The 22,642-nt window shown below is 74.8% G+C and carries 18 protein-coding genes; 16 read left to right on the top strand and 2 right to left on the bottom strand.

The features are described 5' to 3' along the window. Window positions 1–97 precede the first annotated feature (97 nt). The 9 genes from ACQP60_RS17700 (at window position 98) to ACQP60_RS17740 (ending at window position 10,805) form a co-directional block, all read left to right on the top strand. Window positions 98–1,147 (top strand): uroporphyrinogen decarboxylase/cobalamine-independent methonine synthase family protein, encoded by a 1,050-nt coding sequence (locus ACQP60_RS17700; RefSeq protein WP_429735284.1) that lies wholly within the window; start codon window positions 98–100, stop codon window positions 1,145–1,147. 176 nt (window positions 1,148–1,323) lie between these two features. Continuing rightward, window positions 1,324–2,070 carry an HAD family hydrolase gene (locus ACQP60_RS17705; protein WP_429735286.1) on the top strand — a complete coding sequence of 249 codons (747 nt, stop codon included), beginning with the start codon at window positions 1,324–1,326 and terminating at the stop codon, window positions 2,068–2,070. Then, window positions 2,067–4,544 carry a glycoside hydrolase family 65 protein gene (locus ACQP60_RS17710; protein WP_429735288.1) on the top strand — a complete coding sequence of 826 codons (2,478 nt, stop codon included), beginning with the start codon at window positions 2,067–2,069 and terminating at the stop codon, window positions 4,542–4,544. The genes ACQP60_RS17705 and ACQP60_RS17710 overlap by 4 nt, the downstream gene beginning before the upstream one ends. Before the next feature lie 100 nt (window positions 4,545–4,644). Beyond that, window positions 4,645–5,694 (top strand): LacI family DNA-binding transcriptional regulator, encoded by a 1,050-nt coding sequence (locus tag ACQP60_RS17715; protein WP_429735291.1) that lies wholly within the window; start codon window positions 4,645–4,647, stop codon window positions 5,692–5,694. Between the two features lie 108 nt (window positions 5,695–5,802). After that, window positions 5,803–7,086 (top strand): sugar ABC transporter substrate-binding protein, encoded by a 1,284-nt coding sequence (locus ACQP60_RS17720; RefSeq protein ID WP_429735293.1) that lies wholly within the window; start codon window positions 5,803–5,805, stop codon window positions 7,084–7,086. Continuing rightward, window positions 7,083–8,039, top strand: coding sequence for a carbohydrate ABC transporter permease (locus tag ACQP60_RS17725; protein WP_429735295.1), 957 nt, complete (start codon window positions 7,083–7,085; stop codon window positions 8,037–8,039). Before ACQP60_RS17720 ends, ACQP60_RS17725 begins: the two co-directional genes overlap by 4 nt. A 5-nt stretch (window positions 8,040–8,044) precedes the next feature. After that, window positions 8,045–8,857, top strand: coding sequence for a carbohydrate ABC transporter permease (locus tag ACQP60_RS17730; protein ID WP_429735297.1), 813 nt, complete (start codon window positions 8,045–8,047; stop codon window positions 8,855–8,857). A gap of 47 nt (window positions 8,858–8,904) precedes the next feature. Then, the gene (locus tag ACQP60_RS17735; RefSeq protein ID WP_429735299.1) at window positions 8,905–9,717 is read left to right on the top strand and encodes a ThuA domain-containing protein; all 813 of its coding nucleotides are present in this window, start codon (window positions 8,905–8,907) and stop codon (window positions 9,715–9,717) included. A gap of 32 nt (window positions 9,718–9,749) precedes the next feature. Then, window positions 9,750–10,805 (top strand): Gfo/Idh/MocA family protein, encoded by a 1,056-nt coding sequence (locus ACQP60_RS17740; RefSeq protein ID WP_429735355.1) that lies wholly within the window; start codon window positions 9,750–9,752, stop codon window positions 10,803–10,805. A gap of 38 nt (window positions 10,806–10,843) precedes the next feature. Here ACQP60_RS17740 and ACQP60_RS17745 read toward each other — a convergent pair whose 3' ends face one another. Continuing rightward, on the bottom strand, window positions 10,844–13,084 hold the full coding sequence (locus tag ACQP60_RS17745; RefSeq protein WP_429735301.1) for a prolyl oligopeptidase family serine peptidase: 2,241 nt from the start codon (window positions 13,082–13,084) through the stop codon (window positions 10,844–10,846). Between the two features lie 190 nt (window positions 13,085–13,274). Between ACQP60_RS17745 and ACQP60_RS17750 the strand changes: the two genes are divergently transcribed. From ACQP60_RS17750 to ACQP60_RS17770, 5 genes are read left to right on the top strand one after another with little or no spacing between them, the layout of a single operon-like run. Next, window positions 13,275–14,717 (top strand): histidine kinase, encoded by a 1,443-nt coding sequence (locus ACQP60_RS17750; protein WP_429735303.1) that lies wholly within the window; start codon window positions 13,275–13,277, stop codon window positions 14,715–14,717. Then, window positions 14,714–15,187 carry a roadblock/LC7 domain-containing protein gene (locus ACQP60_RS17755; RefSeq protein WP_429735305.1) on the top strand — a complete coding sequence of 158 codons (474 nt, stop codon included), beginning with the start codon at window positions 14,714–14,716 and terminating at the stop codon, window positions 15,185–15,187. Before ACQP60_RS17750 ends, ACQP60_RS17755 begins: the two co-directional genes overlap by 4 nt. After that, on the top strand, window positions 15,184–15,534 hold the full coding sequence (locus ACQP60_RS17760) for a DUF742 domain-containing protein (RefSeq protein WP_429735307.1): 351 nt from the start codon (window positions 15,184–15,186) through the stop codon (window positions 15,532–15,534). The genes ACQP60_RS17755 and ACQP60_RS17760 overlap by 4 nt, the downstream gene beginning before the upstream one ends. Beyond that, on the top strand, window positions 15,515–16,132 hold the full coding sequence (locus ACQP60_RS17765) for a GTP-binding protein (protein ID WP_429735309.1): 618 nt from the start codon (window positions 15,515–15,517) through the stop codon (window positions 16,130–16,132). Before ACQP60_RS17760 ends, ACQP60_RS17765 begins: the two co-directional genes overlap by 20 nt. Continuing rightward, a complete protein-coding gene (locus ACQP60_RS17770) occupies window positions 16,129–17,376 on the top strand; it encodes a cytochrome P450 family protein (RefSeq protein WP_429735311.1) in 1,248 nt (415 codons plus the stop codon). The genes ACQP60_RS17765 and ACQP60_RS17770 overlap by 4 nt, the downstream gene beginning before the upstream one ends. Before the next feature lie 19 nt (window positions 17,377–17,395). Here the strand turns inward: ACQP60_RS17770 and ACQP60_RS17775 are convergent, their stop codons facing one another. Next, window positions 17,396–18,883, bottom strand: coding sequence for a flavin-containing monooxygenase (locus tag ACQP60_RS17775; RefSeq protein WP_429735313.1), 1,488 nt, complete (start codon window positions 18,881–18,883; stop codon window positions 17,396–17,398). Between the two features lie 144 nt (window positions 18,884–19,027). Between ACQP60_RS17775 and ligA the strand changes: the two genes are divergently transcribed. Both ligA and ACQP60_RS17785 read left to right on the top strand, forming a co-directional pair. After that, window positions 19,028–21,493, top strand: a complete 2,466-nt coding sequence (ligA, locus tag ACQP60_RS17780; RefSeq protein ID WP_429735315.1) for an NAD-dependent DNA ligase LigA — start codon at window positions 19,028–19,030, stop codon at window positions 21,491–21,493. A gap of 22 nt (window positions 21,494–21,515) precedes the next feature. Beyond that, the gene (locus tag ACQP60_RS17785) at window positions 21,516–22,613 is read left to right on the top strand and encodes a hypothetical protein (protein ID WP_429735317.1); all 1,098 of its coding nucleotides are present in this window, start codon (window positions 21,516–21,518) and stop codon (window positions 22,611–22,613) included. The last annotated feature ends 29 nt before the right edge of the window (window positions 22,614–22,642 follow it).

Below are 22,642 nucleotides of genomic sequence, written 5' to 3' on the forward strand. Positions count from 1 at the left end.
CAGGAGGTGACGTGGTGGTGAAACCTGCGGCGACCCGTGCGACGGCCAGCCCGACGGAGATCGAGACGGGGTCCGGTGCGGTCGTGGGGGCGGACCGGTGACCGCGGTCTCCGGGCACGGCCCGTGGCCCGGCGGCCCGCGCGACGAGCTCGTGGCGCAGCAGACCGTGCTCGACGACCTGGCGGCCCTGCCGACCGGCGTCGACGCCGTGCCCTTCCTCACCCAGCTCACCGGCCGCGGGCCGGGGGCCGACGCCGTCGGGCGGACGGCGTCCCTGCTGGCCGAGATGCCCGTGGAGCTCGGCCCGCACGGGTGGAAGCTCGCCGACCACCCCGGCGTCGACGTGCGCCGCGCGGAGTCCCTGCGGCGCGAGGACCTGTCCGCGCTGGCGGTGGCGGCCGTCGGGCACGACGGCCCGCTCGCCGTCGAGCTCACCGGCCCGTGGACCCTCGCCGCCCAGCTCTGGTCCGCGCGCGGGGACCGCGTGCTCGCCGACGTCGGCGCGCGCCGCGACCTGTCCCTCGCGCTCGCCGAGGCGGTGCGCGGGCACCTGGCGGACGTGCGGGCCCAGGTCCCCGGTGCGACGCCGGTCGTGCAGCTCACCGAGCCCCTGCTCGGCCAGGTGCACGCGGGCGTGCTGCCCAGCTTCTCCGGCTACTCCCGCCTGCGGGCGGTGCCCGGGCCCGACGTCGTCGAGGGCCTGCGACCGGTCGTCGACGCCGCGCACGACGCCGGCGCCCGCGTCGTCGTGCACCTCGGCGCCACCTGGGTGGGCGTGCCGCCCGTCGCGCTCGCCGGGGCGGACGCCGTCGGGCTGGACCTCGGGGAGCTCGGCGGCGCGGGGGAGGCCGCGGGCTGGAACGAGCGCGCGTGGGAGCTGCTCGCCCGCGCCACCGAGCGGGGGATGGGCCTGTGGGCCGGGCTGCCGCCCGCCACGGTCTCGCAGTGCTCCGGACCGCAGCTCGGCGAGCTGGTCCGCCTGGTCGCCGAGCCGTGGCGCCGCATCGGGCTGCCCGCGGCCGGGCTGGCCGACGTGACGCTGCTCGCCGCGCCGCGGCGCAGCCTCGCGGGCCCCGGCACGCACCGCGCGGAGCTCGCGAACCTCGGACGGGTGGCGGAGGCGCTCGCGGAGCGCGCGGCGTCCTGATCCGGCCTGGCGTCCGGGACGGACCCGGGACGGTCGTGGGATCGATCCGCGAAGATCTCCGCGAGGTGCGGCGCGTGCTCCCGGACGGCCCTGGTGACTGCGTAGGCTGATCCTCGGCGTCGGCCCGCAGGGGGCACGGTGCCCGCGACCCGACCCCCGACCCGCGAAGGACACCCGTGACCAGCCTCCGAGCCGTGCTGTTCGACCTCGACGGCGTGCTCACCCCGACCGCCGAGGTGCACATGCGGGCGTGGGAACGCCTGTTCGCGCCCTACTGCGAGGCCCGCGGCCTCGCGCCGTACACGTCCGCGGACTACTTCGCGCACATCGACGGCAAGCCGCGGTACGACGGCGTGGCGGCCTTCCTCGCCTCCCGCGGCGTCGAGCTGCCGCGCGGCGCCGCCGACGACGCGCCCGGCGAGGACACCGTGTGCGCGCTCGGCAACCGCAAGGACGCCATCGTCAACCGGATGTTCGACGAGGAGGGCATCGCCCCCTACCCGGGCTCCGTGCGCTTCCTCGACGCCGTGACGGCCGCGGGCGCGCAGGTCGCCGTCGTCTCGTCGTCGCGCAACACGCCCGCCGTGCTCGCCGCGGCCGGGCTCACCGAGCGGTTCGCCGTCGTCGTGGACGGCAACGTCGCCGCCCGCGAGCACCTGGCGGGCAAGCCCGCGCCCGACACCTACCTCCGCGCCGCCGAGCTGCTCGGCGTCCCCGCCGCCGAGGCGATCGTCGTCGAGGACGCCCTGTCCGGCGTGCAGGCCGGCGCGGCCGGTCCGTTCGGCCTGGTGCTCGGCGTCGACCGCGGCGTCGGGGCGCAGGCCCTCGCTGCGCACGGCGCGGACCGCGTCGTCGCGGACCTGGGAGAGCTGGACGCGTCCGTCCTGGACGAGCCCGCCGACCGGCAGGAGGGCCGGGCATGATCCGCCGCACCGCCGACGAGCAGCGCTCCATGGACCGCCTGCGCTTCCCCGCCGAGCCCTGGCGTCTCGTGGAGGCCGAGTTCTCCGCCGAGGACCTCGGGGTCACCGAGTCCCTCTTCGCGGTGGGCAACGGCTACCTCGGGATGCGCGGCAACGTCGAGGAGGGGCGCGAGTCCCACTCGCACGGCACGTTCGTCAACGGCTTCCACGAGACGTGGCCGATCCGGCACGCCGAGGAGGCGTACGGCTTCGCCAAGGTCGGCCAGACCATCGTCAACGCGCCGGACACCAAGGTGATCCGGCTGTACGTGGACGACGAGCCGCTGCTGCTGCCGGTCGCGGACCTCGTCGACTACGAGCGCGCGCTCGACCTGCGGGACGGCGTCCTGCGCCGCGAGATCCTGTGGCGCACGCCGTCGGGCAAGCGGGTCAAGGTGGCGTCGGAGCGCATGGTGTCGTTCGTCGAGCGGCACCTGGGCGTCATGACGTTCGAGGTCACGCTGCTGGACGCGGACGGACCCGTGGCGATCTCGTCGCAGATCCTCAACCGGCAGGACGGGCAGGACGAGTACCACGTGCCCGCCGCGTCGCTGGGGGAGGGCTTCGACCCGCGCAAGGCGGAGGCGTTCGCGGGCCGGGTGCTGCAGCCGCAGACCCGCTGGGGCGACGACGAGCGGCTCGTGCTGTCCTACCGGTGCACCAACTCGGGGATGACGCTGGCCGTCGCGGCCGACCACCGCCTGGAGACCGTGGACGAGTGGGACGTGCGCACGCAGGTCGACGACGACCTCGCCAAGCACGTGTTCCGCGTCGACGCGAAGGCCGGGCACACGATCCGCCTCACCAAGGTCGTCACGTACCACACGTCCCGCGGCGTCCCGACGCGCGAGCTCGTCGACCGCTGCCGCCGCACCCTGGACCGGGTGCGCGCCGGCGGCATCGAGGAGCAGTTCGCCCACCAGCGCACCTGGTTGGACGACTTCTGGGCCCGGTCGGACGTCGAGATCGCCGGCCGCCCGGAGATCCAGCAGGCGGTGCGGTGGAACCTGTTCCAGCTCGCGCAGGCCACCGCCCGGGCCGAGGGCTCCGGCGTGCCCGCCAAGGGGCTCACCGGCAGCGGCTACGGGGGGCACTACTTCTGGGACACGGAGATCTACGTGCTCCCGTTCCTCACCTACACGAGCCCGCGGTACGCCCGCAACGCCCTGCGGTTCCGCTACCAGATGCTCGACGCCGCGCGCCGCCGCGCCAAGGAGCTGTCGCAGAAGGGCGCCCTGTTCCCGTGGCGCACCATCAACGGCGAGGAGGCGTCGGCCTACTACGCGGCGGGCACCGCGCAGTACCACATCGACGCCGACATCAGCTTCGCCCTGGTCCAGTACGTGCGGGCCACGGGCGACACCGACTTTCTGCGGCGCGAGGGGGTGGACATCCTCGTCGAGACGGCCCGCATGTGGGAGGACCTCGGCTTCTGGCGGGCCAACGGCGACGACAACTTCCACATCCACGGCGTCACGGGCCCGGACGAGTACACGACCGTGGTGAACGACAACCTGTTCACCAACGTCATGGCGCGGTTCAACCTGCGTGCCGCGGCGTTCGTCGTCGACCGCATCCGCGAGGACTACCCGGAGGACTACACCCGCCTCGTCGACCGCCTGTCCCTGGGCGTGCACGAGACCACCGAGTGGACCCGGGCCGCGGACCACATGTCCATCCCGTACGCGGACGGCATCGGCATCCACCCGCAGGACTCCCACTTCCTCGAGCGGGAGATCTGGGACCTGGCCGCGACGCCGGTGACCAAGCGCCCGCTGCTGCTGCACTACCACCCGCTGGTGATCTATCGGTACCAGGTGCTCAAGCAGGCGGACGTGGTGCTCGCGCTGTTCCTCCAGGGGCAGCACTTCTCCGCGGAGCAGAAGCTGGCCGACTTCGAGTACTACGACCCGCTGACCACCGGCGACTCGACGCTGTCGGGCGTCGTGCAGTCGATCGTCGCCGCCGAGGTCGGGTACCACGAGCTCGCGCTCGAGTACTTCGTGTCCTCGCTGCTGGTGGACCTGGCGAACCTGCACGACAACGCCGCCGACGGCGTGCACGTGGCGTCCGCGGGCGGCACCTGGTCGGCGCTCGCGTTCGGCTTCGGCGGCATGCGGGACCACGACGGCGTGCTGTCGTTCGACCCGCGTCTGCCGCAGGGCTGGGAGGCGCTGACGTTCCGCGTGCAGTGGAACGGCTCGCGCCTGCGCGTCACCGTGCGGCCGGACGAGCTCGAGCTCGTCGCCGAGACCGGTGAGGGCGCGAAGGTCGTGGTGCGGGGCGAGCAGGTCACGGTCGCCGCCGACGAGCCCGCCGTCGTCGCCCTCGACGGCCAGGGGCCGGTGCGCCCAGGCCGGCCCAGCCTGCGCGCGCTGTCCGGCAACCGCCGCGACGACGGCACCCTCATCACCGCGACGGTGCCCCACTCCTGACACCCGCACCCCGGAGGCGACCCGACCCGTCGGGTCGTCTCCGCGGGTGACGCTTGTCACCTCCGGCGACGGCGGGTACCTTCGTCGGTGATGCGCGTCGATGCGCATCGACGACGACGGCGTGGGACGGGGGACGACGGTGGCGAAGACCCCCACGAGCGCTGACGTCGCGCGCGAGGCGGGCGTGTCGCAGAGCACCGTCTCGTACGTCATGAGCGGCAAGCGGCCGATCTCGGAGAAGACCCGTCAGCGCGTCGAGGACGCGATCGCCCGCCTGACCTACGAGCCGCACGCCGGCGCCCGCGCACTGGCGGGGCACCGGACCAGCACGATCGCCGTGGTCATGCCGCTGCGCCAGGCGTCGGGGGCCCAGCGCCTCATGACGTTCGTGGAGGAGATCACCCTGGCCGCCCGCGCCCGGGACCACGACGTGCTCCTCGTGACGGCCGACGAGGGCCCGGCCGGGCTGCGGCGGGTGGCCGGGCGCTCGCTCTGCGACGCCGTGGTGGTCATGGAGGTCGGCAGCTCCGACGAGCGGGTCCGGCTGGCCCGGTCCCTCGCGCTGCCCGTCGTGTTCGTCGGGATCCCGGACGACCGGGAGGGCATCCACTGCCTCGACTTCGACTTCGCGGGAGCCGGAGAGCTCCTCGTGGCGGAGCTCGCGGGCCTCGGCCACGACACGGTCGATGTGCTGGGCTGGGGCGACGACGTCGTCGCCCAGGACTTCAACTACGTGCCGCGGTTCGCCGAGGGCGCCCGCCGCGCCGCCGCGGCGCACGGCGTCGAGCTCCGGTGGCACGAGCCGGACGACGAGCGGGGCCGCGAGGCCGTGCTCGACCGTGTCCTCGGGGGCGCCCGGGCGCGGTCCGCGGCGCCCGGGCTGGTGCTCACCGCGGCGATCCCCGAGACGCTGCGGGCGCTGTCCGAGCGCGGCCTGCGCCCCGGCCGCGACGTCGACGTCGTCGCCCTGGCCACCGACGCCGAGGGCGAGGCGTACGGCCTCACCGCCGTCCCGACCGAGCCCCGCGACGTGTCGCGGCGCGTGATGGAGCGGGTGTTCGCCCTCGTCGACCGCCACGGGCCGAGCGCGGGCGGCGCCGAGCTCGTCCCCGCCAGGATCGTCCGACGGGGGTCGACCCGGCAGGCCTGACCGCCGTCCGCGGACCTCTGGAACGTGACTCCGACCGCGGCTCCTGACCGCGACCGCAGCGAGACTCCGCACCGCTACCCGAACCGATGACGAGGAAGGTGGAGACACATGCAGCATCGATGCGCATCGACGGCGGGAGGAATGCCCGGGCGGGCTCCGGCCTGGCCCGGCCGTCCGGTCTCGCGCCGGGCCGTCACCACCGCCGGGCTGCTGGCGCCGCTGGCCGCGCTCCTGGCCGGGTGCGGCTCCGAGGGGCCGGGGACGTCGCCGCGGACCCTGCGCGTCCTCGACACGTACACCAACGACCCGGACCGGACGGTCATCGGTGCCGCCCTCGACGCGGCCGCGGCGAAGGTCGGCGTGACGCTCGAACGCGTCTCCGTCGCCGGCGACTCGCTGATCCAGCGCGTGCTCCAGCAGGGATCGTCCGGGACGCTCCCGGACATCCTCATGCTCGACAACCCGGACCTGCAGCAGATCGCCGCGACCACGGCCCTGCGCCCGTTCGACGAGGTCGGCGTGCCCACCGACGGGTACACCGACGGCGTCGCCTCGGCGGGCACCTACGACGGGCGGGTCTACGGGCTCGCCCCGACCGTGAACACCATCGCGCTCTTCTACGACGTCCGGGCCCTGGACGAGGCGGGCGTCGCGCCACCCACCACCTGGGCCGAGCTCCGCGAGGCGGCGTCCGCGCTGACCCGGGGCTCGCGCTACGGCCTCGCGTTCTGCGGCAACTCCACGTACGAGGGCACCTGGCAGTACCTGCCGTTCTTCTGGTCGAACGGGGCCGACGAGCGCGACATCGCGACGCCGGAGGCCGCCGCCGGGCTCGACCTTCTGGCCGGGACCGTCGCCGACGGCCACGCGTCCACGTCGGTGCTGAACTGGAGCCAGGCGGACGTCAAGGACCAGTTCGTCGCCGGACGCGCCGCCATGATGGTCAACGGTCCCTGGCAGATCCCCGAGCTGGAGACGATCGAGGGCCTCGAGTACGACGTCGTCACCCTGCCGGTGCGCGACCCGGCCACCCAGCGGCCCGTCGCACCCCTCGGCGGCGAGGTGTGGACCGTCCCCGCCACGGGGGACCGCACCAAGGAACGGCTCGCCGGTCGGGTCCTCGCGGAGTTCCTCTCGGACGAGAGCCTCGTGTCCATGGCGGCGGAGCGCTCCACCGTGCCCGGCCGGCCGGCACTCATCGAGCCGTTCCTCGAGCGCCGTCCCGAGATGGCCGCGTTCGCCGACCTCGTCCGCGGGGCCCGCGCCCGCACGGCCGAGCTCGGCGCCGAGTGGCCCGCGACGGCCACCGCCCTGTACACCGCCGTCCAGCTCGCGGTCTCCGGCCAGGCCACGGGGCTGGACGCCCTTGAGGAAGCGCAGGAGTACGTATGACGACGACCATCCGTGCCGCCTCGCCCGCGCTCGCGACGGCGCCCCCGCCGGCCCGGCGCCCCGGGGCGCGGCACCGCAACCGCCGGCTCGTCACGCTGCTGTTCCTCGGCCCCGCGGTGCTCTACCTGCTGCTGTTCTACGGGTACCCCGTCGTCCAGAACGTCGTGATGGGCTTCCAGCACTACACGATCTCGACGTTCTTCACCGGCGAGGCGCCGTGGGCCGGCCTCGACAACTACCGCGAGGTCGTCGGCAGCCCGCTGTTCCGCACAGCGCTGCTCAACACGGTCCTGTTCACGATCGGGTCCATCGCCGGCCAGTTCGTGCTGGGCCTCGCGGTCGCGTTGTTCTTCCGCCGCCGGTTCCCGCTCTCCGGCTTCCTGCGGTCGCTCATCCTGCTGCCGTGGCTCATCCCGCTCATCGCCGCCAGCGCCGTGTGGAAGTGGATCCTCGACACCGAGTCCGGCGCCCTCAACCGCGTGCTCGTCGGCACCGGCCTCGTGGACACGGGCGTGCCGTGGCTGAGCAGCACGTCGCTGGCCCTGGTCACCGTCATCGTCGTCAACGTCTGGATCGGCATCCCCTTCAACGCCGTCATCCTGCACGGCGGGCTGCAGGGCATCCCCGACGAGCTCTACGAGGCGGGCGCCCTCGACGGCGCCACCCGCTGGCGCGCCTTCCGGCACATCACGTGGCCCATGCTGCGGCCGGTCGTGACCGTGGTGCTGGTGCTCGGCGTCGTCTACACCCTCAAGGTGCTCGACATCATCCTCGGGCTGACGGGCGGCGGGCCCGCCAACGCCACGCAGACGCTGGCCACGCAGTCCTACCAGCTGTCGTTCGCCACCTTCGACTTCGGTCAGGGGGCCGCGGTGAGCAACATCCTCATCGTGATCTCGCTGATCTTCGCTGCCGTCTATCTGCGCCTCAACCGGCGCGCCGTGGATGAGTGAGGCCCATGAGCACCGTCCGACACCCCTGGCTCCACACCGCGGCGGGCATCGCCGTGCTCGCGGTGCTGCTGTTCCCGATCTACTGGATGGTCAACGCGTCGCTGCAGCCGAACGGGGCGACCGTCGACACGAGCTGGCTGCCGCTGTCCCCGGACCTCAGCGGCTACCGCACGGCGCTCGCGGACCAGGGCGCCAACCTGGTCACGAGCCTCGTGGTCGCCGTCGGCAGCGTCGCCCTGAGCCTGCTGATCGCCGTCCCGGCGGCCTACGCGCTGGCCCAGTTCCGGCTGCGCTGGGCCGGGCTGGTCCTGTTCGGGATCCTCATCAGCCAGATGATCCCAGGCATCGTCATCGCCAACGCCCTGTACGGCGCGTACGCCGACCTCGGCCTGCTGAACTCGATCCCCGGGCTGATCCTCGCGGACTCGACGGCGGGCATCCCGTTCGCGATCCTCATCTGCCGCGCCTTCATGCAGTCGCTGCCGCCGGCCGTCGTCGAGGCGGCCCTCGTCGACGGCGCCGGGCCGGTGCGTGCGTTCGTCTCGGTCGTGCTGCCGATCAGCCGCAACGCCCTCATCACGGCCGGCCTCTTCACCTTTCTGTTCACGTGGAGCGACTTCCTGTTCGCCCTGACCCTGACCACCACCGAGGACGTCCGGCCGGTCACGCTCGGCATCTACAACTACCTCGGTGCCTACGTGAACGACTGGAGCGCGGTGATGGCGACCGCCGTCCTCGCGTCCGTCCCCGCGATCGTCCTCCTCGTCGTCGCGCAGAAGTACGTCGCCGCCGGAGCCACCGGCGGGGCGGTCAAGTGACGCCCGCACGCCCCTCGAGCACCACCCACCAGAAACGGAGCACCCTCATGACCACCACTCCCGCACCGATCCGCGTCACCGTCTGGGGCGAGAACCGCCACGAGCAGCTCGAACCCGAGGTCGCCGCCCGCTACCCCGACGGCATGCACGGCGCCGTCGCGCAGGGCATCGAGGCGAACCTCGGCGCCGGGGTGCGCGTGCGCACCGCGACGCTCGACGACCCCGAGCACGGGCTCACCGAGGAGGTGCTGCGCGACACCGACGTGCTCACCTGGTGGGGCCACGCCGCGCACGGCGACGTCTCCGACGAGGTGGTCGAGCGGGTGCACCGGCACGTGCTGGAGGGGATGGGGCTGATCGTCCTGCACTCCGGCCACTGGTCGAAGATCTTCATGAAGCTCATGGGCACCACCTGCACCCTGCGCTGGCGCGCCGAGCACGACCGGGAGCTGGTGTGGACGATCGACCCGACCCACCCGATCGCCCAGGGCATCCCGCACCCCATGATCATCGAGGAGGACGAGATGTACGGGGAGTTCTTCGACGTCCCCGCCCCGGACGAGACCGTCTTCCTCAGCACCTTCTCCGGCGGCGAGGTGTTCCGCTCCGGTATCACCTACCGGCGCGGCTTCGGCAAGATCTTCTACTTCCGCCCCGGCGACCAGGAGTACCCCACGTACTTCCACGACGGCGTCCGCAAGGTCATCTCCAACGCCGTCGAGTGGGCCGTGACCCTGCGCCCCGAGCGGACCAGCCCCACCCTGCTGCGCTACGAGACCGAGGACTTCTACCGCGGCCAGGGCTACGGCGGCGCGCTGAACGACGAGGCGCGCGCCGCCGCCGCGGAGGCCGGGCTGTGAGCATCCCGCTCGTCCTCGTCGGCGCCGGCGGCATGGGCCGGGCGTGGCTCGCGACGATCCAGGCCGAGCCCGGGGCGGAGGTCGCGGGCGTCGTCGACCTCGACCTCGACGCCGCCCGCGGGGCGCTCGCGGACGCCGGCCTCGACGGCGTTCCGGTCGGGACGGACGCGGTCGCGCTCGCCCGGGAGACCGGCGCGCGCGCGATCGTGAACGTCACCGTCCCGGCCGCGCACCACCCCGTCACCACGGCGGCGCTGTTCGCGGGGCTGCCCGTGCTCGGCGAGAAGCCGGTGGCCGAGTCGGTGCCGCGCGCCCTCTCGCTCGCCGCGGCCGCCGAGGTGACCGGGGAGCTCTTCGTCGTGAGCCAGTCGCGCCGCTACAACCGCCAGCTCTTCGCCTTCCGGGAGCAGGCGCGCACCCTGGGCGACCTGGGCGTGCTCACCACGGAGTTCTTCAAGGCGCCCCGGTTCGGCGGGTTCCGCGACGCGATGGCGCACCCGCTGCTGCTCGACATGGCGATCCACCCGTTCGACACCGCCCGGTTCCTGCTCGGCGCCGAGCCCGTCTCGGTGTACTGCGAGGAGTTCAACCCCTCGTGGAGCTGGTACGCCGGCGACGCCGCGGCGACCGCGGTCTTCGAGATGACGGGGGGCGTCCGCTACGCCTACACGGGCAGCTGGTGCAGCCCCGGCCGGGAGACGTCGTGGAACGGGGCCTGGCGCCTGTCGGGACGGGACGGCACCGCGCTCTGGGACGGCGACCACGAGCCGGTCGTCGAAGGGCCGCGCGACGGGCTGCACGACGCTGCGGAGGGCGCCGACCCCGGCGACGGGATCGCCGGGTCGCTGGCGGCCTTCCTGGCGGCCCTCGACGGCGGTCCGACGCCCATGGGCGAGGTGCACGAGAACGTGCTCAGCCTCGTCATGGTGGCCGCGGCGGTCGAGTCGGCCGCCACCGGCGCCAAGGTGCTCGTCGACGACGTGCTCGAGCGCGCCTACACCGAGGCCCTGGCCACGGAGACGCGGGAGGACGTCCGCGCGCAGCTCGCGTCGTGGGCGTCGGTGCGCGCGGCCCTCGGGACGGCCTGACACCGGGGCCCGGCGGGCGCGCCCGCCGGGCCCCGGTGTCAGGCGAGGCGCTCGCGCAGGAACGTCCAGGCCAGCGCGGACATGTGCGCGGCCTGCGCGTTGTTGGCGGCGCCGCCGTGGCCGCCCTCGACGTTCTCGTAGTACGTCACGTCCGCGTCCGGCCCGCCCGAGGCCAGCATGAGCGCCGCCAACTTGCGCGCGTGGCCCGGGTGCACGCGGTCGTCCTTGGTCGACGTCGTGAACAGGACCGGCGGGTAGGCGCGGTCGCCGTCGAGCAGGTGGTAGGGCGAGAACGTGCGGACGAACTCCCAGTCGTCGGTGTCGGGGTCGCCGTACTCGGCCACCCACGACGCGCCCGCGAGGAGGTGCGAGTACCGCTTCATGTCCAGCAGCGGCACCTGCACCACGACCGCGCCGAACAGGTCGGGGTACTGCGTGAGCATGTTCCCGGCGAGCAGCCCGCCGTTGGAGCCGCCCTGCGCACCGAGGTGCTCGGGCGTCGTGATGCCGCGGGCCACGAGGTCGCGTGCGACGGCGGCGAAGTCCTCGTACGCCTTGTGCCGGCGCTCGCGCAGCGCCGCCTGGTGCCAGGCGGGGCCGTACTCGCCGCCGCCACGGATGTTCGCGACGACGTACACACCGCCGCGGGCGAGCCACGCCCGGCCCACCGTGCCCGAATACCCCGGCAGCAGCGGGATCTCGAAGCCGCCGTACCCGTACAGCAGCGTGGGCGCGGTGCCCGGCGTCGCCGGGTCGGGCTCGACCAGGTCCTGGCGGCCGACGACGAAGTACGGCACGCGGGTGCCGTCGTCGGAGGTGGCGAAGTGCTGCACCGCGACCATGCCGTCCGCGTCGAAGTACGCCGGGGCGGCCTTCAGTGGCTCCGGCTCGCCCGGCTCCGCGCCCGGACCGGCGACGGTCGCGAGCGCGAGCGTGGACGGCGTGAGGTAGCCGGTGGTCGTGACCCAGACGTCGTCGCTGTCCAGCGGGTCGACGGCGCGCACCCCCACGGTGAGGAGGCCGCCACCCAGCGGCAGCTCCGAGCGGGTCCAGGACGCGCCGGTCATCGTGTCGAGGGAGGTGTCGAGGGTCGCGTCGCCGGGCGGCGTGAGCACGTGCACGGCGTTCTTCACGTCGTCGAGCACGTTGACCACCAGGTGGTGGCGGGTCCACGCGGCGCCGACCAGCGACGTCGACGGCGTGGGCTCGAACAGGACGGTGAGGTCGCGCGAGCCGGCGAGGAACGCGTCCGCCCGGGCGGCCAGCAGCGAGCCTGCGGCGTAGGTGGTGCCCGCGGGCGTCCAGTCGTCGCGCAGCTCGACCAGCAGCCACTCGCGGTGGAAGCCGACCTCCGCGGACTCGGGCACGTCGATCTTCGTCAGGCGCTGGTCGGGCGTGCCGACCGCCTCGACGAGGAAGGTCTCGGACCGGTAGAAGGCGATCGAGCGGCTCACGACGTCGCGCTCGAAGCCCGGCGTGCGCGAGCGGCGCGCCGAGATGTACATGTCGTCGTCGGTGCCCTCGTACACGACGACGGCGTCCTCGACCGGCGTGCCGCGGCGCCAGAGCTTCACGATGCGCGGGTAGCCCGAGGGCGTCGTCGTGCCGGGACCGAAGTCGGTGAACACGTACACGGTGTCCTCGTCGGCCCACGCCAGGCCGCCCTTGGCGCCGGTGCGGCCGTCGTCGCGCGCGGTGTCGCGCTCGAAGCCGCCCTCGGCGGCCGGGACGAAGCGCTTGGCGACGAGGTCGAACTCGCGCGTGACGTCCGCGTCCGACCCGCCGGGGGAGAGGTCGACCAGCGCGCGGCGCCAGGGCTCGCCCTCGGCGAGCTGCTCCGGCGTGGGGCGCAGCAGTGACGCGCCGTGCCACACCCAGCTCTCGCCCTCCGCCGCGGCGAGCGCGTCGAGGTCGAGCACCGTCTCCCACTCCGGGGCGTCGGTGCGGTAGGAGTCGAGCGTGGTGCGGCGCCACAGGCCGCGCTCGTGCTCGGCGTCGCGCCAGAAGTTGTACAGGTGGTCGCCGATCCGGGACACGTCGGGGATGCGCTCGTCGGAGTCGAGCACCTCCCGGATCGCCGCCTCGGTCCCCGCGAAGCCCGGGGCGGCGCCGACGGTCGCGTGCGCGTGGTCGTTGCGCGCGCGCACCCAGTCCAGCGCCTCGGCGCCCTCGACCTCCTCGAGCCACGCGAACGGGTCCGGCCGGGCCGGGTCGAGCGGGGTCGCCGGGGCGGCGGGTGGGGCTGACGGTGGGGTGGTCTCGACGGGCTCGGCGGTCATGCTGGGCACCCTAGCCGCCGGGCGCGCCGACGGTCGGCCGGACCTTTCACCGCGGGGGTGCCCGTGGTAGAAACTCCTGGTCAGGGCATTGATCCCGCTATGGACGTTCCAGGGGTTTCGCGGAGAACGCCGCTTTCGAACGGCGCGGTCGCGGCCCCAGGGACCCGACCTTTCCACCCACGGGGGTGCGGTGAGCACGACGACCTCTGCCGGCTCGCGCGCGACGACGCGCGCCGCGGCCCGGCTACCCGCTCAGCTCTGCGCGGCCGCGGCCGTCCTGTGCCTCGCGGCCGTGCCGGTGCTCGGCGACCGGCTGACGCCCGCGGGCGCGGCGGCGCTGTGCGGCGGCGCCGCGCTGCTCGTCGTCGTCGCGGTCGTGGCGCTGTCCCGTGCCGCCGCGCGGGGCGACCGCGGACGCGCCGCGCTGCAGGCGGACCTCGACGCCCGGACGGCGGAGCTCGCGGCCGCCACGGGTGCGCTCGACGACGCGACCACCGAGCTCGCGCGGGCCCGCGAGGCCCGCGACGACGAGCACGCGGCCGTCGAGACCGCGGTCGTCGCCCTCGGGCGCAAGGTGCAGGCCTCGGCGCACCGCATCCAGGAGGAGGCGGCGCGCATGGTGCAGCGGCACGCGGCCGACCCGGACGTGCTCCAGACGTCCATGCGGATCGATCACGCCGCCGCGCAGCACGCGCGCCAGGCGCAGAACCTCGTCGCGCTCTGCGGTCGGCGACCGGGCCAGACCTGGGACGACCCGCTGGCCCTGCCCGACGTCGTGCGCGCGGCCGCCGGGAGGATCACGGCGTTCCAGCGCGTCGAGGTGTCCGGCGACCCGGGGCTGGCCGTGGTCGGGCGCGCGGTGGAGCCGGTCGTGCACGTGCTCGCCGAGCTGCTCGCCAACGCGACCCAGTGCTCGCCGCCCAGCACCCAGGTGCTCGTCGCGGTCCGGCAGGTGCAGCGCGGCGCCGTCGTCGAGATCGACGACTGCGGCGTCGGGATGGCCGCCCGGGAGCTGGACCGGGTGCGCGCCGTCGCCTCCGGCGCCCGGCCCGTCGGGATCGCCGATCTCGGGGAGGTGCCGCAGACCGGCCTCGCGGTCGTGGGGTCCTACGCCCGCGCCTTCGACCTGCGCGTGGACCTCAGCGAGTCCGTGTACGGCGGCCTGCGGGCCGTCGTCATGGTGCCCGCCGAGCTCGTCACCACCGCCGCCGCGGTGCCCGACACGCTCGCCCCGGGCGTCGACGAGCCGTGGCCGCAGCCGCCCGCCCGGGACGCGCGGCCCGAGGCCCGTCCCGAGGCTCGGCCCGCCCCCGAGTCCCCGGCTGCCGCGGCGTCCGGGCCGGACGCCGTGCCGACCCTGCCGCAACGGCGCTCGCGCCGCGCGGGCGAGGAGGCCACGGGCGCGCTGCGCGCGGTCCCGGCAGCGCCGACGTCCGCCCCGGCCGCCGTCGTCGCCGCGCAGACCGCGGAGGAGGCCGGGGCGTGGATCGGTGCGTTCTTCGCCGCCGACCGCGACGCCAGGCCCCCCGCGGACGCCGCCGCCGACGGCACCGCGACCGTGGACGGCACCGCGACCACCCACCCCAGCCAGCAGCCGTCCGCCGTGCCGGACGCGACCCCGGAGGACTCATGACGACCCCCACGACCGACGCGACGCCCGCGCAGGCGCACCCGGACAGCTGGATGCTCGACCTCGTCGCGGGGGTGCGGGGCGTGCGCCACGTCGTCGTGCTGAGCTCGGACGGGTTGGTCAAGGTCCGCACGGACGTCACGCCCCCGGACACCGCCGACAAGGTCGCGGCGGCGTGCGCCGGCCTCGTCGCGCTCGGCATGAGCATGGGGCGGGAGTTCGGCGCGGGCGACGCGCTGCGCCAGGTGCTCGTCGAGTTCGACGGCGGCTTCCTCTTCGTGCGCGGCGCGGGCGACGGGTCGCGGCTGGCGGTCGTGACGGACGCGGCCGTCGACCCGGGGCTCGTGGCCCAGCAGATGCAGGCCCAGGTGCTGATGATCGGCGAGCGCACGCTCGGCACCGACGTCCTGCGCCCCGCCTCTGTTCCCGCTGCCGTGCCCGCGCCCGTGCCCGCCGCCGGGGAGCCCCGATGACGGACGGCTACCGCGACCACCCGGTGCGCTCGTACGTCCTCACGGGCGGGCGGGCGCACCCCAGCCGGAACACGCTGCGGCCCGAGACGCTGCTGTGCGCGGTGGACGACGGCCGCGAGCTGCCCGTCGGCGCGGGCCGGCACGAGCGGGCGCTGCTCGAGACGTGCCGCGGCACCCTCGCCCTCGCGGAGCTCGCCGCGCACCTGCGCCTGCCCACCAGCCTGGTCGCCGTCCTCGCCTCCGACCTGCTCGACGCCGGCTACCTGGCGGTCCGCTCGCCGGCGAGCCACGACCTGCCGGGCGTCGACCTGCTGGAGGAGGTCCTCGATGGTCTCCGCCAGTTCTGAGCCGCCAGCCGTCGACCCGGCCTCCCTGCACCTCGCGCCGACGGTCGAGCGGTCGGTCAAGGTGCTCGTGGTGGGCGCGTACGGCGTGGGCAAGACGACGCTCATCGGCGCGGTGAGCGAGATCCCCGTGCTGAGCACGGAGGAGACGATCACGGCGGCCAGCGTGGGCGTCGACCCGCGGCTGGGGGAGAAGACCACGACGACGGTCGCGATGGACTTCGGCCGCGTCACGGTGGGCGGCACCACGGCCCTGTACCTCTTCGGCACCCCCGGTCAGAAGCGCTTCTGGGACCTGTGGGCGGGGCTCGCCGAGGGCGCGGTGGGTGCGCTCGTCGTGGTGGACACGCGCCGCCTGGAGGAGAGCTTCGAGGTGCTGGACCAGCTCGAGGAGCACACCGCGCTGCCGGTGACCGTCGTGGTCAACGAGTTCCCGGACGCGCCGCGGCACGCCACCGACGCCGTGCGCGCCGCGCTCGACCTGCCGCCCGGCACCCCCGTCGTCGCGGGCGACCTGCGCGAGCGGCGGCAGGCCGTGGCGGCGCTGCAGGCGCTCGTCGCGCACGCCGTGCGCCTGGCCCGCGCGGGCGAGGCCGCGTGAGCCTCACCGGGGCGGTGCGTGTGGTGCGGCTCGAGGACGTGGCCGACCGGCCGCTGCTCGCCGACCTGGCGGGGGCGCCCGACCCGGCCGCGCGGTACGAGGCGCTGCGCTCGCGCTGGGGCGCGCTCGCGCCGGTCGACCTCGAGCCCGGCGTGCCGGCATGGCTCGCGCTCGGCCACGCGGAGGTCGCCGCCGTCCTGCGCAACGAGGCGATGTTCTCCCGTGACGCGCGGCACTGGTGGTACGAGGCCGACGGCCTGGTCGGACGGCGTTCGGCGACCCGCGCGGTCCTCGCGCCGCGCGACGGCGCCCACGACCGCGACGGCGCGGAGCACCGGCGGCTGCGCACCCCGCTGGCCGACGCGCTGGGCGCCGTCGAGGACCGGCGCGTGCGCCGCACGACGGAGGTCGCCTGCGTCTCGGTGCTGGACCGCCTGGCCGCGCGCGGCGGTGCAGGCACGGCGGGCACCGTGGACCTCGTCGCCGACTACGCCGTCGACGTCCCGGTGCGGGTGCTGGCCGACCTGCTCGGCATGACGCTCGCGGACGCGCGCCGGATGCACGAACTCACCGTCGCCCAGCGCTCCGGCACGGAGGACGCGTACCCGGCGTCCCTCGAGGCGGAGGACCTGCTCGCGGGCTTCGTCGCCGGACGCCGGGCGGAACCGAGCGACGACCTCACGTCCGCGCTGCTCGCGCACCCCGCGCACGCGAACGACCTCGAGGTGATGGCCGCCGTCGCGCTCGTGTTCGCCACGGCGCACGACGCCGAGATCGCGTGGATCGCGACCGCGCTGCAGCGGCTGCTCGCGGACCCCGCGTTCGCCGCCCGGCTGCACGGCGGCCGCCTCTCCCTCGACGACGCGCTCGACGAGGTGGCCCGCGACGCGCCGCCCCTGCCGCACCTGCGGCCGCGGTACGCCCTCGCCGACGGCGAGCTGGGCGGACAGGCGATCGCGGCGGGCGACGCCGTCGTCCCCGCGGTGGCGGCCGCCAACGCGGACCGTGCCGTGCGGGGCGCCGACCTCTGGGAGCAGGCCGACGCCCGCTTCCACCTCACCTGGGGGACGGGCGCGCACGCGTGCCCGGCGCACCGCACGGCCCCGCTGATCACGCGGACCGTCGTGGGGCACGTCCTCGCCCGCGTCGCGGACCTGGAGCTCGCCGTCGCTCCGGCCGACGTGCAGCCCGTGCGCTCCGCCTGGGTCCGCTACCCCCGGGAGCTCCCGGTCCGCTTCCGGTGACCGCCGCCCGGCCGCGACGTCAGCCGAGCCGCGCGCGCAGCCGTCCGGGCAGGTGGCGGTACGCCTTCGGGTCCACCGGCAGCAGCCACTGACCGGCCCGCGTGGCCGCCGGCAGCTGGAGGTCGAGGTCCGCCAGCATCTCGTCGATCTGGTGCAGCGAGAACGGGATGACGTTGGTGCCGCGGGCGTGCTTGCCCTCGGTGCGCTTCTCCATCCAGTCCACGCGGTCGGCGACGAGCCGCCGTCGCTCGTCCACGGACGGCAGGTCCACGGCGTCCGCGAGGTGGGCGGCGGTCCACAGCGCGGCGACCTCGGCCGACAGCGGGCTGAACAGGGACGAGTTGTACCCGGCGAACGTCAGGTGCGGTACGTCGTGCGGCAGCACCTGCCGGTAGAGCTGGAAGTTGCCGCGGTCGTCGAGCAGGCGCGCCTGCAGGTCGTCGTCGAGGAACGGCACGCGCTGGTGGAAGCCCGTGCCGCACACCACGAGGTCCGCGCGCACGGTGGTGCCGTCGTCGAGCACCGCGACGGGGGCGCCGCCGTCGTCGACGCCCAGGCGCTCGATCTCGGCCTCGCGGCGCACGTCGATGGCCCCCGCGGCCACCTGCTCGAAGAAGCCGTCGGTGGCGAGGGAGACCGTGGAGCGGGCGATGTCGGCGAACTCGCCCCGCGGCACGAGCCCCAGCTCCCGCAGGCGGAACTGCTTGACGGAGACCGCGCCGACGCTGGCGAGCATCGACCTCCGCACGCCGTTGCCCGGGCCGTGCAGGAACTTCTCCATGCCGCCGGACACGGTCTCGTAGCGGAACAGGCCCTCGCCCATCCGGGTGAGCAGGAGGTACTTGTAGTTGAGCACGTTGCCGAGCCGCTTGGGCAGCTTCCACAGCAGGTGCCGCGCGACGACCTGGGTGCTCGCGGCGACCGGGGCGATCTCGGCGGCGACGTCGCACGCGGACTTGCCGTACCCGACCACGACGACGTGCTTGCCGCGCGCGTCCTCGAGGGACGTGAGCTGGCTCGAGGCGACGACCTTGCCGCCGGCGCGCAGCAGCTGCGCGAGGCCTTCGAAGCGCGGGATCACCGGGTCGGAGAAGATGCCGTTCGCGACCACGACGTGGTCGAAGCGCTCGGGCTCGCCGACCGGCTCGCCCGCCCGTCGTGCCGTGACGAGCCAGCCGTCCTCCGCGGGCGTGAGCTCCGCGCGCACCACCTCGGTGGACAGCCGGAGCGCGCCGCGCAGGTCGTGCAGGTCGACATACCGCTCGAGGTACGCCTGCACCTGCTGGCCGCTGGGCCACTCCGGGTAGTCCTTCGGCATGGGCAGGTCGGAGAAGGCGTACGAGCCCTTGTTGTTCTGGGTGGTGAGGCCCGAGTAGCGCCGGCTCGCGCTCCACACGCCGCCGACGTCGGGGGCCTTGTCGAGCACGGTGACGTCGTGCCCGAACTCGCGGAGCACCTTGGCGCTGGCCAGGCCGGCGAAGCCGGCGCCGACGACGGCGATCTTCATGAGCGTCCTTGCTGTCGGTCGAGAGGGGGCCAAATCGCCAGAATCGTAGCGGTTCGGACAGTGCGGGGACAGGCCCTCTCGCAGGTCGGGCGCGGTCGAGCGCCGGACCCGGCCGGTGTCGGCGGCTCGCGGCAAGATGGGTCCGTGACGGACACGGAGAACAGCTCGCTCGATTCTGCGCCGGACCCTGTGCTCGACGAGGCCGCCGCCCAGCGCCGCTGGGCTGAGCTGGTCGCCCTCGTCGAGGAGGACCAGCGCGCGTACTACGAGGACGACGCCCCCCGGGTGTCCGACGCCGAGTACGACGCGCGGATGCACGAGCTCGCGGCGATCGAGGCCGCGCACCCGGCGCTGCAGACGCCCGAGTCCCCGACGCAGCGGGTGGGCGGGACGGCGGCCGCCGGCTTCGCCACCGTCGAGCACGTCGAGCGCATGCTCAGCCTCGACAACGTGTTCTCCGTCGACGAGCTGCGGGCGTGGGACGCGCGGGTCGCCCGCGACCTGGGGGCGGAGCACGTCGGCTACCTGTCCGAGGTGAAGATCGACGGGCTGGCCATCGCCCTCCTGTACGAGAAGGGGCGCCTGGTGCGCGCGGCGACCCGCGGCGACGGCCGCACGGGCGAGGACGTCACGCAGAACGCGCTGCGGATCGCCGACATCCCGCGGCGGCTGGCGGGCGACGGCCACCCCGACCTCGTCGAGATCCGCGGCGAGGTCTTCATCCCCGTCGCGTCGTTCGAGCGGCTCAACGCACTGCAGGCGGAGCTGCGCGACCGGGTCGTCGCCGAGTCCCGGGCGCGGCACGACGGCCGGGCGACGTCCGCGCGCCCGTTCGACGAGGAGCGCGCCCGCGTCGCCGCGCTCCGCCGGTTCCCGCAGTTCGCGAACCCGCGGAACGCGGCGGCCGGGGGGCTGCGCCAGCTGCTCGACAAGAAGGAGGGCATGGAGCTCGAGGCCGGCGTCGCCCGCGTGGAGTCCCTGCGCCTGTACGTGCACGGCATCGGCGCGCTGCAGTGGACGGCGGGCGAGCACACGGAGCTGGCCCGGCAGTCGGAGGCGTACGAGCACTTCGCGCGCTGGGGCCTGCCCGTCTCGCCGCACAACCGCGTGGTCGAGGGGATCGACGGCGTGGTCGAGATGATCGAGTGGTTCGGCGCCCACCGGCACGACATCGAGCACGAGCTGGACGGCATCGTCGTCAAGGTCGACGCGCTCGCCGACCAGCAGCGGCTCGGCGCCACGAGCCGTGCCCCGCGGTGGGCCATCGCCTACAAGTACCCGCCCGAGGAGGTCACCACCCGGCTCGTGGCGATCCAGGTGGGCGTGGGCCGTACCGGCCGCGCCACGCCGTACGCCGTGATGGAGCCGGTCCTGGTGGCGGGGTCCACGGTGCGGCAGGCCACACTGCACAACCAGGACGTGGTGAAGGCCAAGGGCGTCCGCATCGGCGACATGGTCGTGCTGCGCAAGGCGGGCGACGTCATCCCCGAGATCCTGGGCCCGGTGACGGCGCTGGCCGACGACGGCTACCCGCGCGAGGACTTCGTCATGCCCGAGCGGTGCCCAGAATGCGGCACCCCGCTGCGGCCGATGAAGGAGGGCGACGTCGACCTGCGCTGCCCCAACGCGGAGTCCTGCCCGGCGCAGGTACGCGGCCGCGTCGAGCACATCGGCTCGCGCGGAGGACTCGACGTCGAGGTGCTCGGCGAGGTGACGGCGTCCGCCCTCACGCAGCCCGAGGTGCCCGAGACCCCGCCCCTGCGCACCGAGGCGGGCCTGTTCGACCTCACGCTGGACGAGCTGCTGCCCATCGAGGTCGTCGTGCGCGACGCCGAGACGGGCCTGCCCAAGGTCGACGACGACGGCGTCGCCCGGCGCCGGACGCCGTTCCGCAAGAAGGTCACGTACACCCGGGCCCGCCGCGCCGAGGCCGAGGCGGCGGGGGAGGCCCTGCCCGAGTACGAGCCGACGGCCGCGGCCACCAAGCTCCTCGACGAGCTCGAGCTCGCCAAGACCAAGGACCTGTGGCGCATCCTCGTCAGCCTTAACATCCGCCACGTCGGGCCCGTCGCCGCCCGGGCGCTCGCGGGCTGGTTCGGCTCGCTCGACGCGATCCGCGCCGCGTCGCGCGAGGAGCTGGCCGCCGTCGAGGGCGTCGGCCCGATCATCGCCGACGCGCTGCTGGCCTGGTTCGACGTCGAGTGGCACCGCGAGATCGTCGACCGCTGGCAGGCCGCCGGCGTGCGGACCTGGATCCCCGACCACCCTGGGCCGGAGGCGATGGCGGCGCAGGCGGACGCGGGCCCGAGCGGGCCGCTCGCCGGCCTCACGGTCGTGGTCACGGGCTCGCTCGAGGGCTACAGCCGCGACGGGGCGAAGGAGGCGATCCTCGCCGCGGGCGGCAAGGCGGCCGGGTCGGTCTCGAAGAAGACCGACTACGTCGTCGTGGGCGAGAACGCGGGCTCGAAGGCCGCGAAGGCGGAGGACCTCGGCCTGCCGATCCTCGACGAGGCGGGGTTCACCCGCCTGCTCGAGGGCGGCCCCGCGGCGCTGGGCGACGGCACGGACGGCGGCGCGGACGGCAGCGCGGACGGGGACGAGGCCGACTGACGCCCGAGACTACGATGCGCGGGTGCATGACAGCCCGCTTGCTCACCTGACACTGCGCGGCGCCCACCTCGTGGGCTCCGTGAACCTCCCGACCGCGCGCGACACGCTGCGCACCGTCGCGGCGCGGCTCGGCGTGCACGCCCGCCGCATCCCGGACGGCGAGGTGGGCGAGCGGTTCCACTGGATCCTGTTCCAGGGCGCGCGGTTCGAGGCGGTCGAGGGGCTGTCGCGCGTGGGAGACGAGCCCGTCGTCGTGGCGGGCTTCGACGTGCGCCCGCACGTGCTGGACGGCTCGGTGCCGGCCGACGGGCTGCGGTTCGGCCCCCTGGGCTACGCGGACGCCGCCCTCGCCTCCTACGCCGACTTCGCGGCCCTGCGCGCCGAGGGCGCGATCGCGCCGGGCACGCGGTTCCAGGTCGGCATCCCGTCGCCCCTGGCGGCGGTGACGACGTTCGTCGCGCCGGGCGACCGCGCGGCGGTGTACCCGGCGTACGAGGCGGCGGTGCTGCGCGAGCTCGACGAGATCCTCGCCGCCGTCCCCGCCGCCGATCTCGCGATCCAGGTCGAGCTCGCCACCGACTTCGCGTTCGTCGAGGGCGCGAACCTGGGCGGCGGCGCCGCGCGGGCCTGGTTCGACCGGGACGCGGGCGGCGACGAGGACGTCGTCCTGGGATGCGCGCAGCGCGCTGCCCGCGTCGCCGCGCACGTCCCCGAGGCGGTCGAGCTCGGCTTCCACCTCTGCTACGGCGACGTCGCGGAGAAGCACTTCGTCGAGCCGGCGGACACCGGGCACCTGGTGGCGATGGCGAATGCCCTGGTCGCGGCCCTGCCGCGCCCGATCACCTGGGTGCATCTGCCGGTCCCGATCGACCGCGACGACGTCGCGTACGTCGCGCCGCTCGGCGACCTCGCGCTGGACCCGGCCACCGAGCTCTACCTCGGCGTCCTGCACCACGAGGACGGCGTCGAGGGCGCGACGCGGCGGCTCGCGGCGGCCGCGCAGGTGCTGGGCGAGCGGACCGTCGGCGTCGCCACGGAGTGCGGCTTCGGTCGCGGCCCGAGCGAGCGCACCGCCGCCCTGCTGGACCTGCACGTCGCGGTGCTCGAGCGCGCGGCCTGACGTCCGGCGGCGCGGGAAGGGGGCCGCGC

Origin of the sequence: Isoptericola variabilis (assembly GCF_050311655.1) — a bacterium.
GTDB classification, from domain to species: domain Bacteria; phylum Actinomycetota; class Actinomycetes; order Actinomycetales; family Cellulomonadaceae; genus Isoptericola; species Isoptericola variabilis.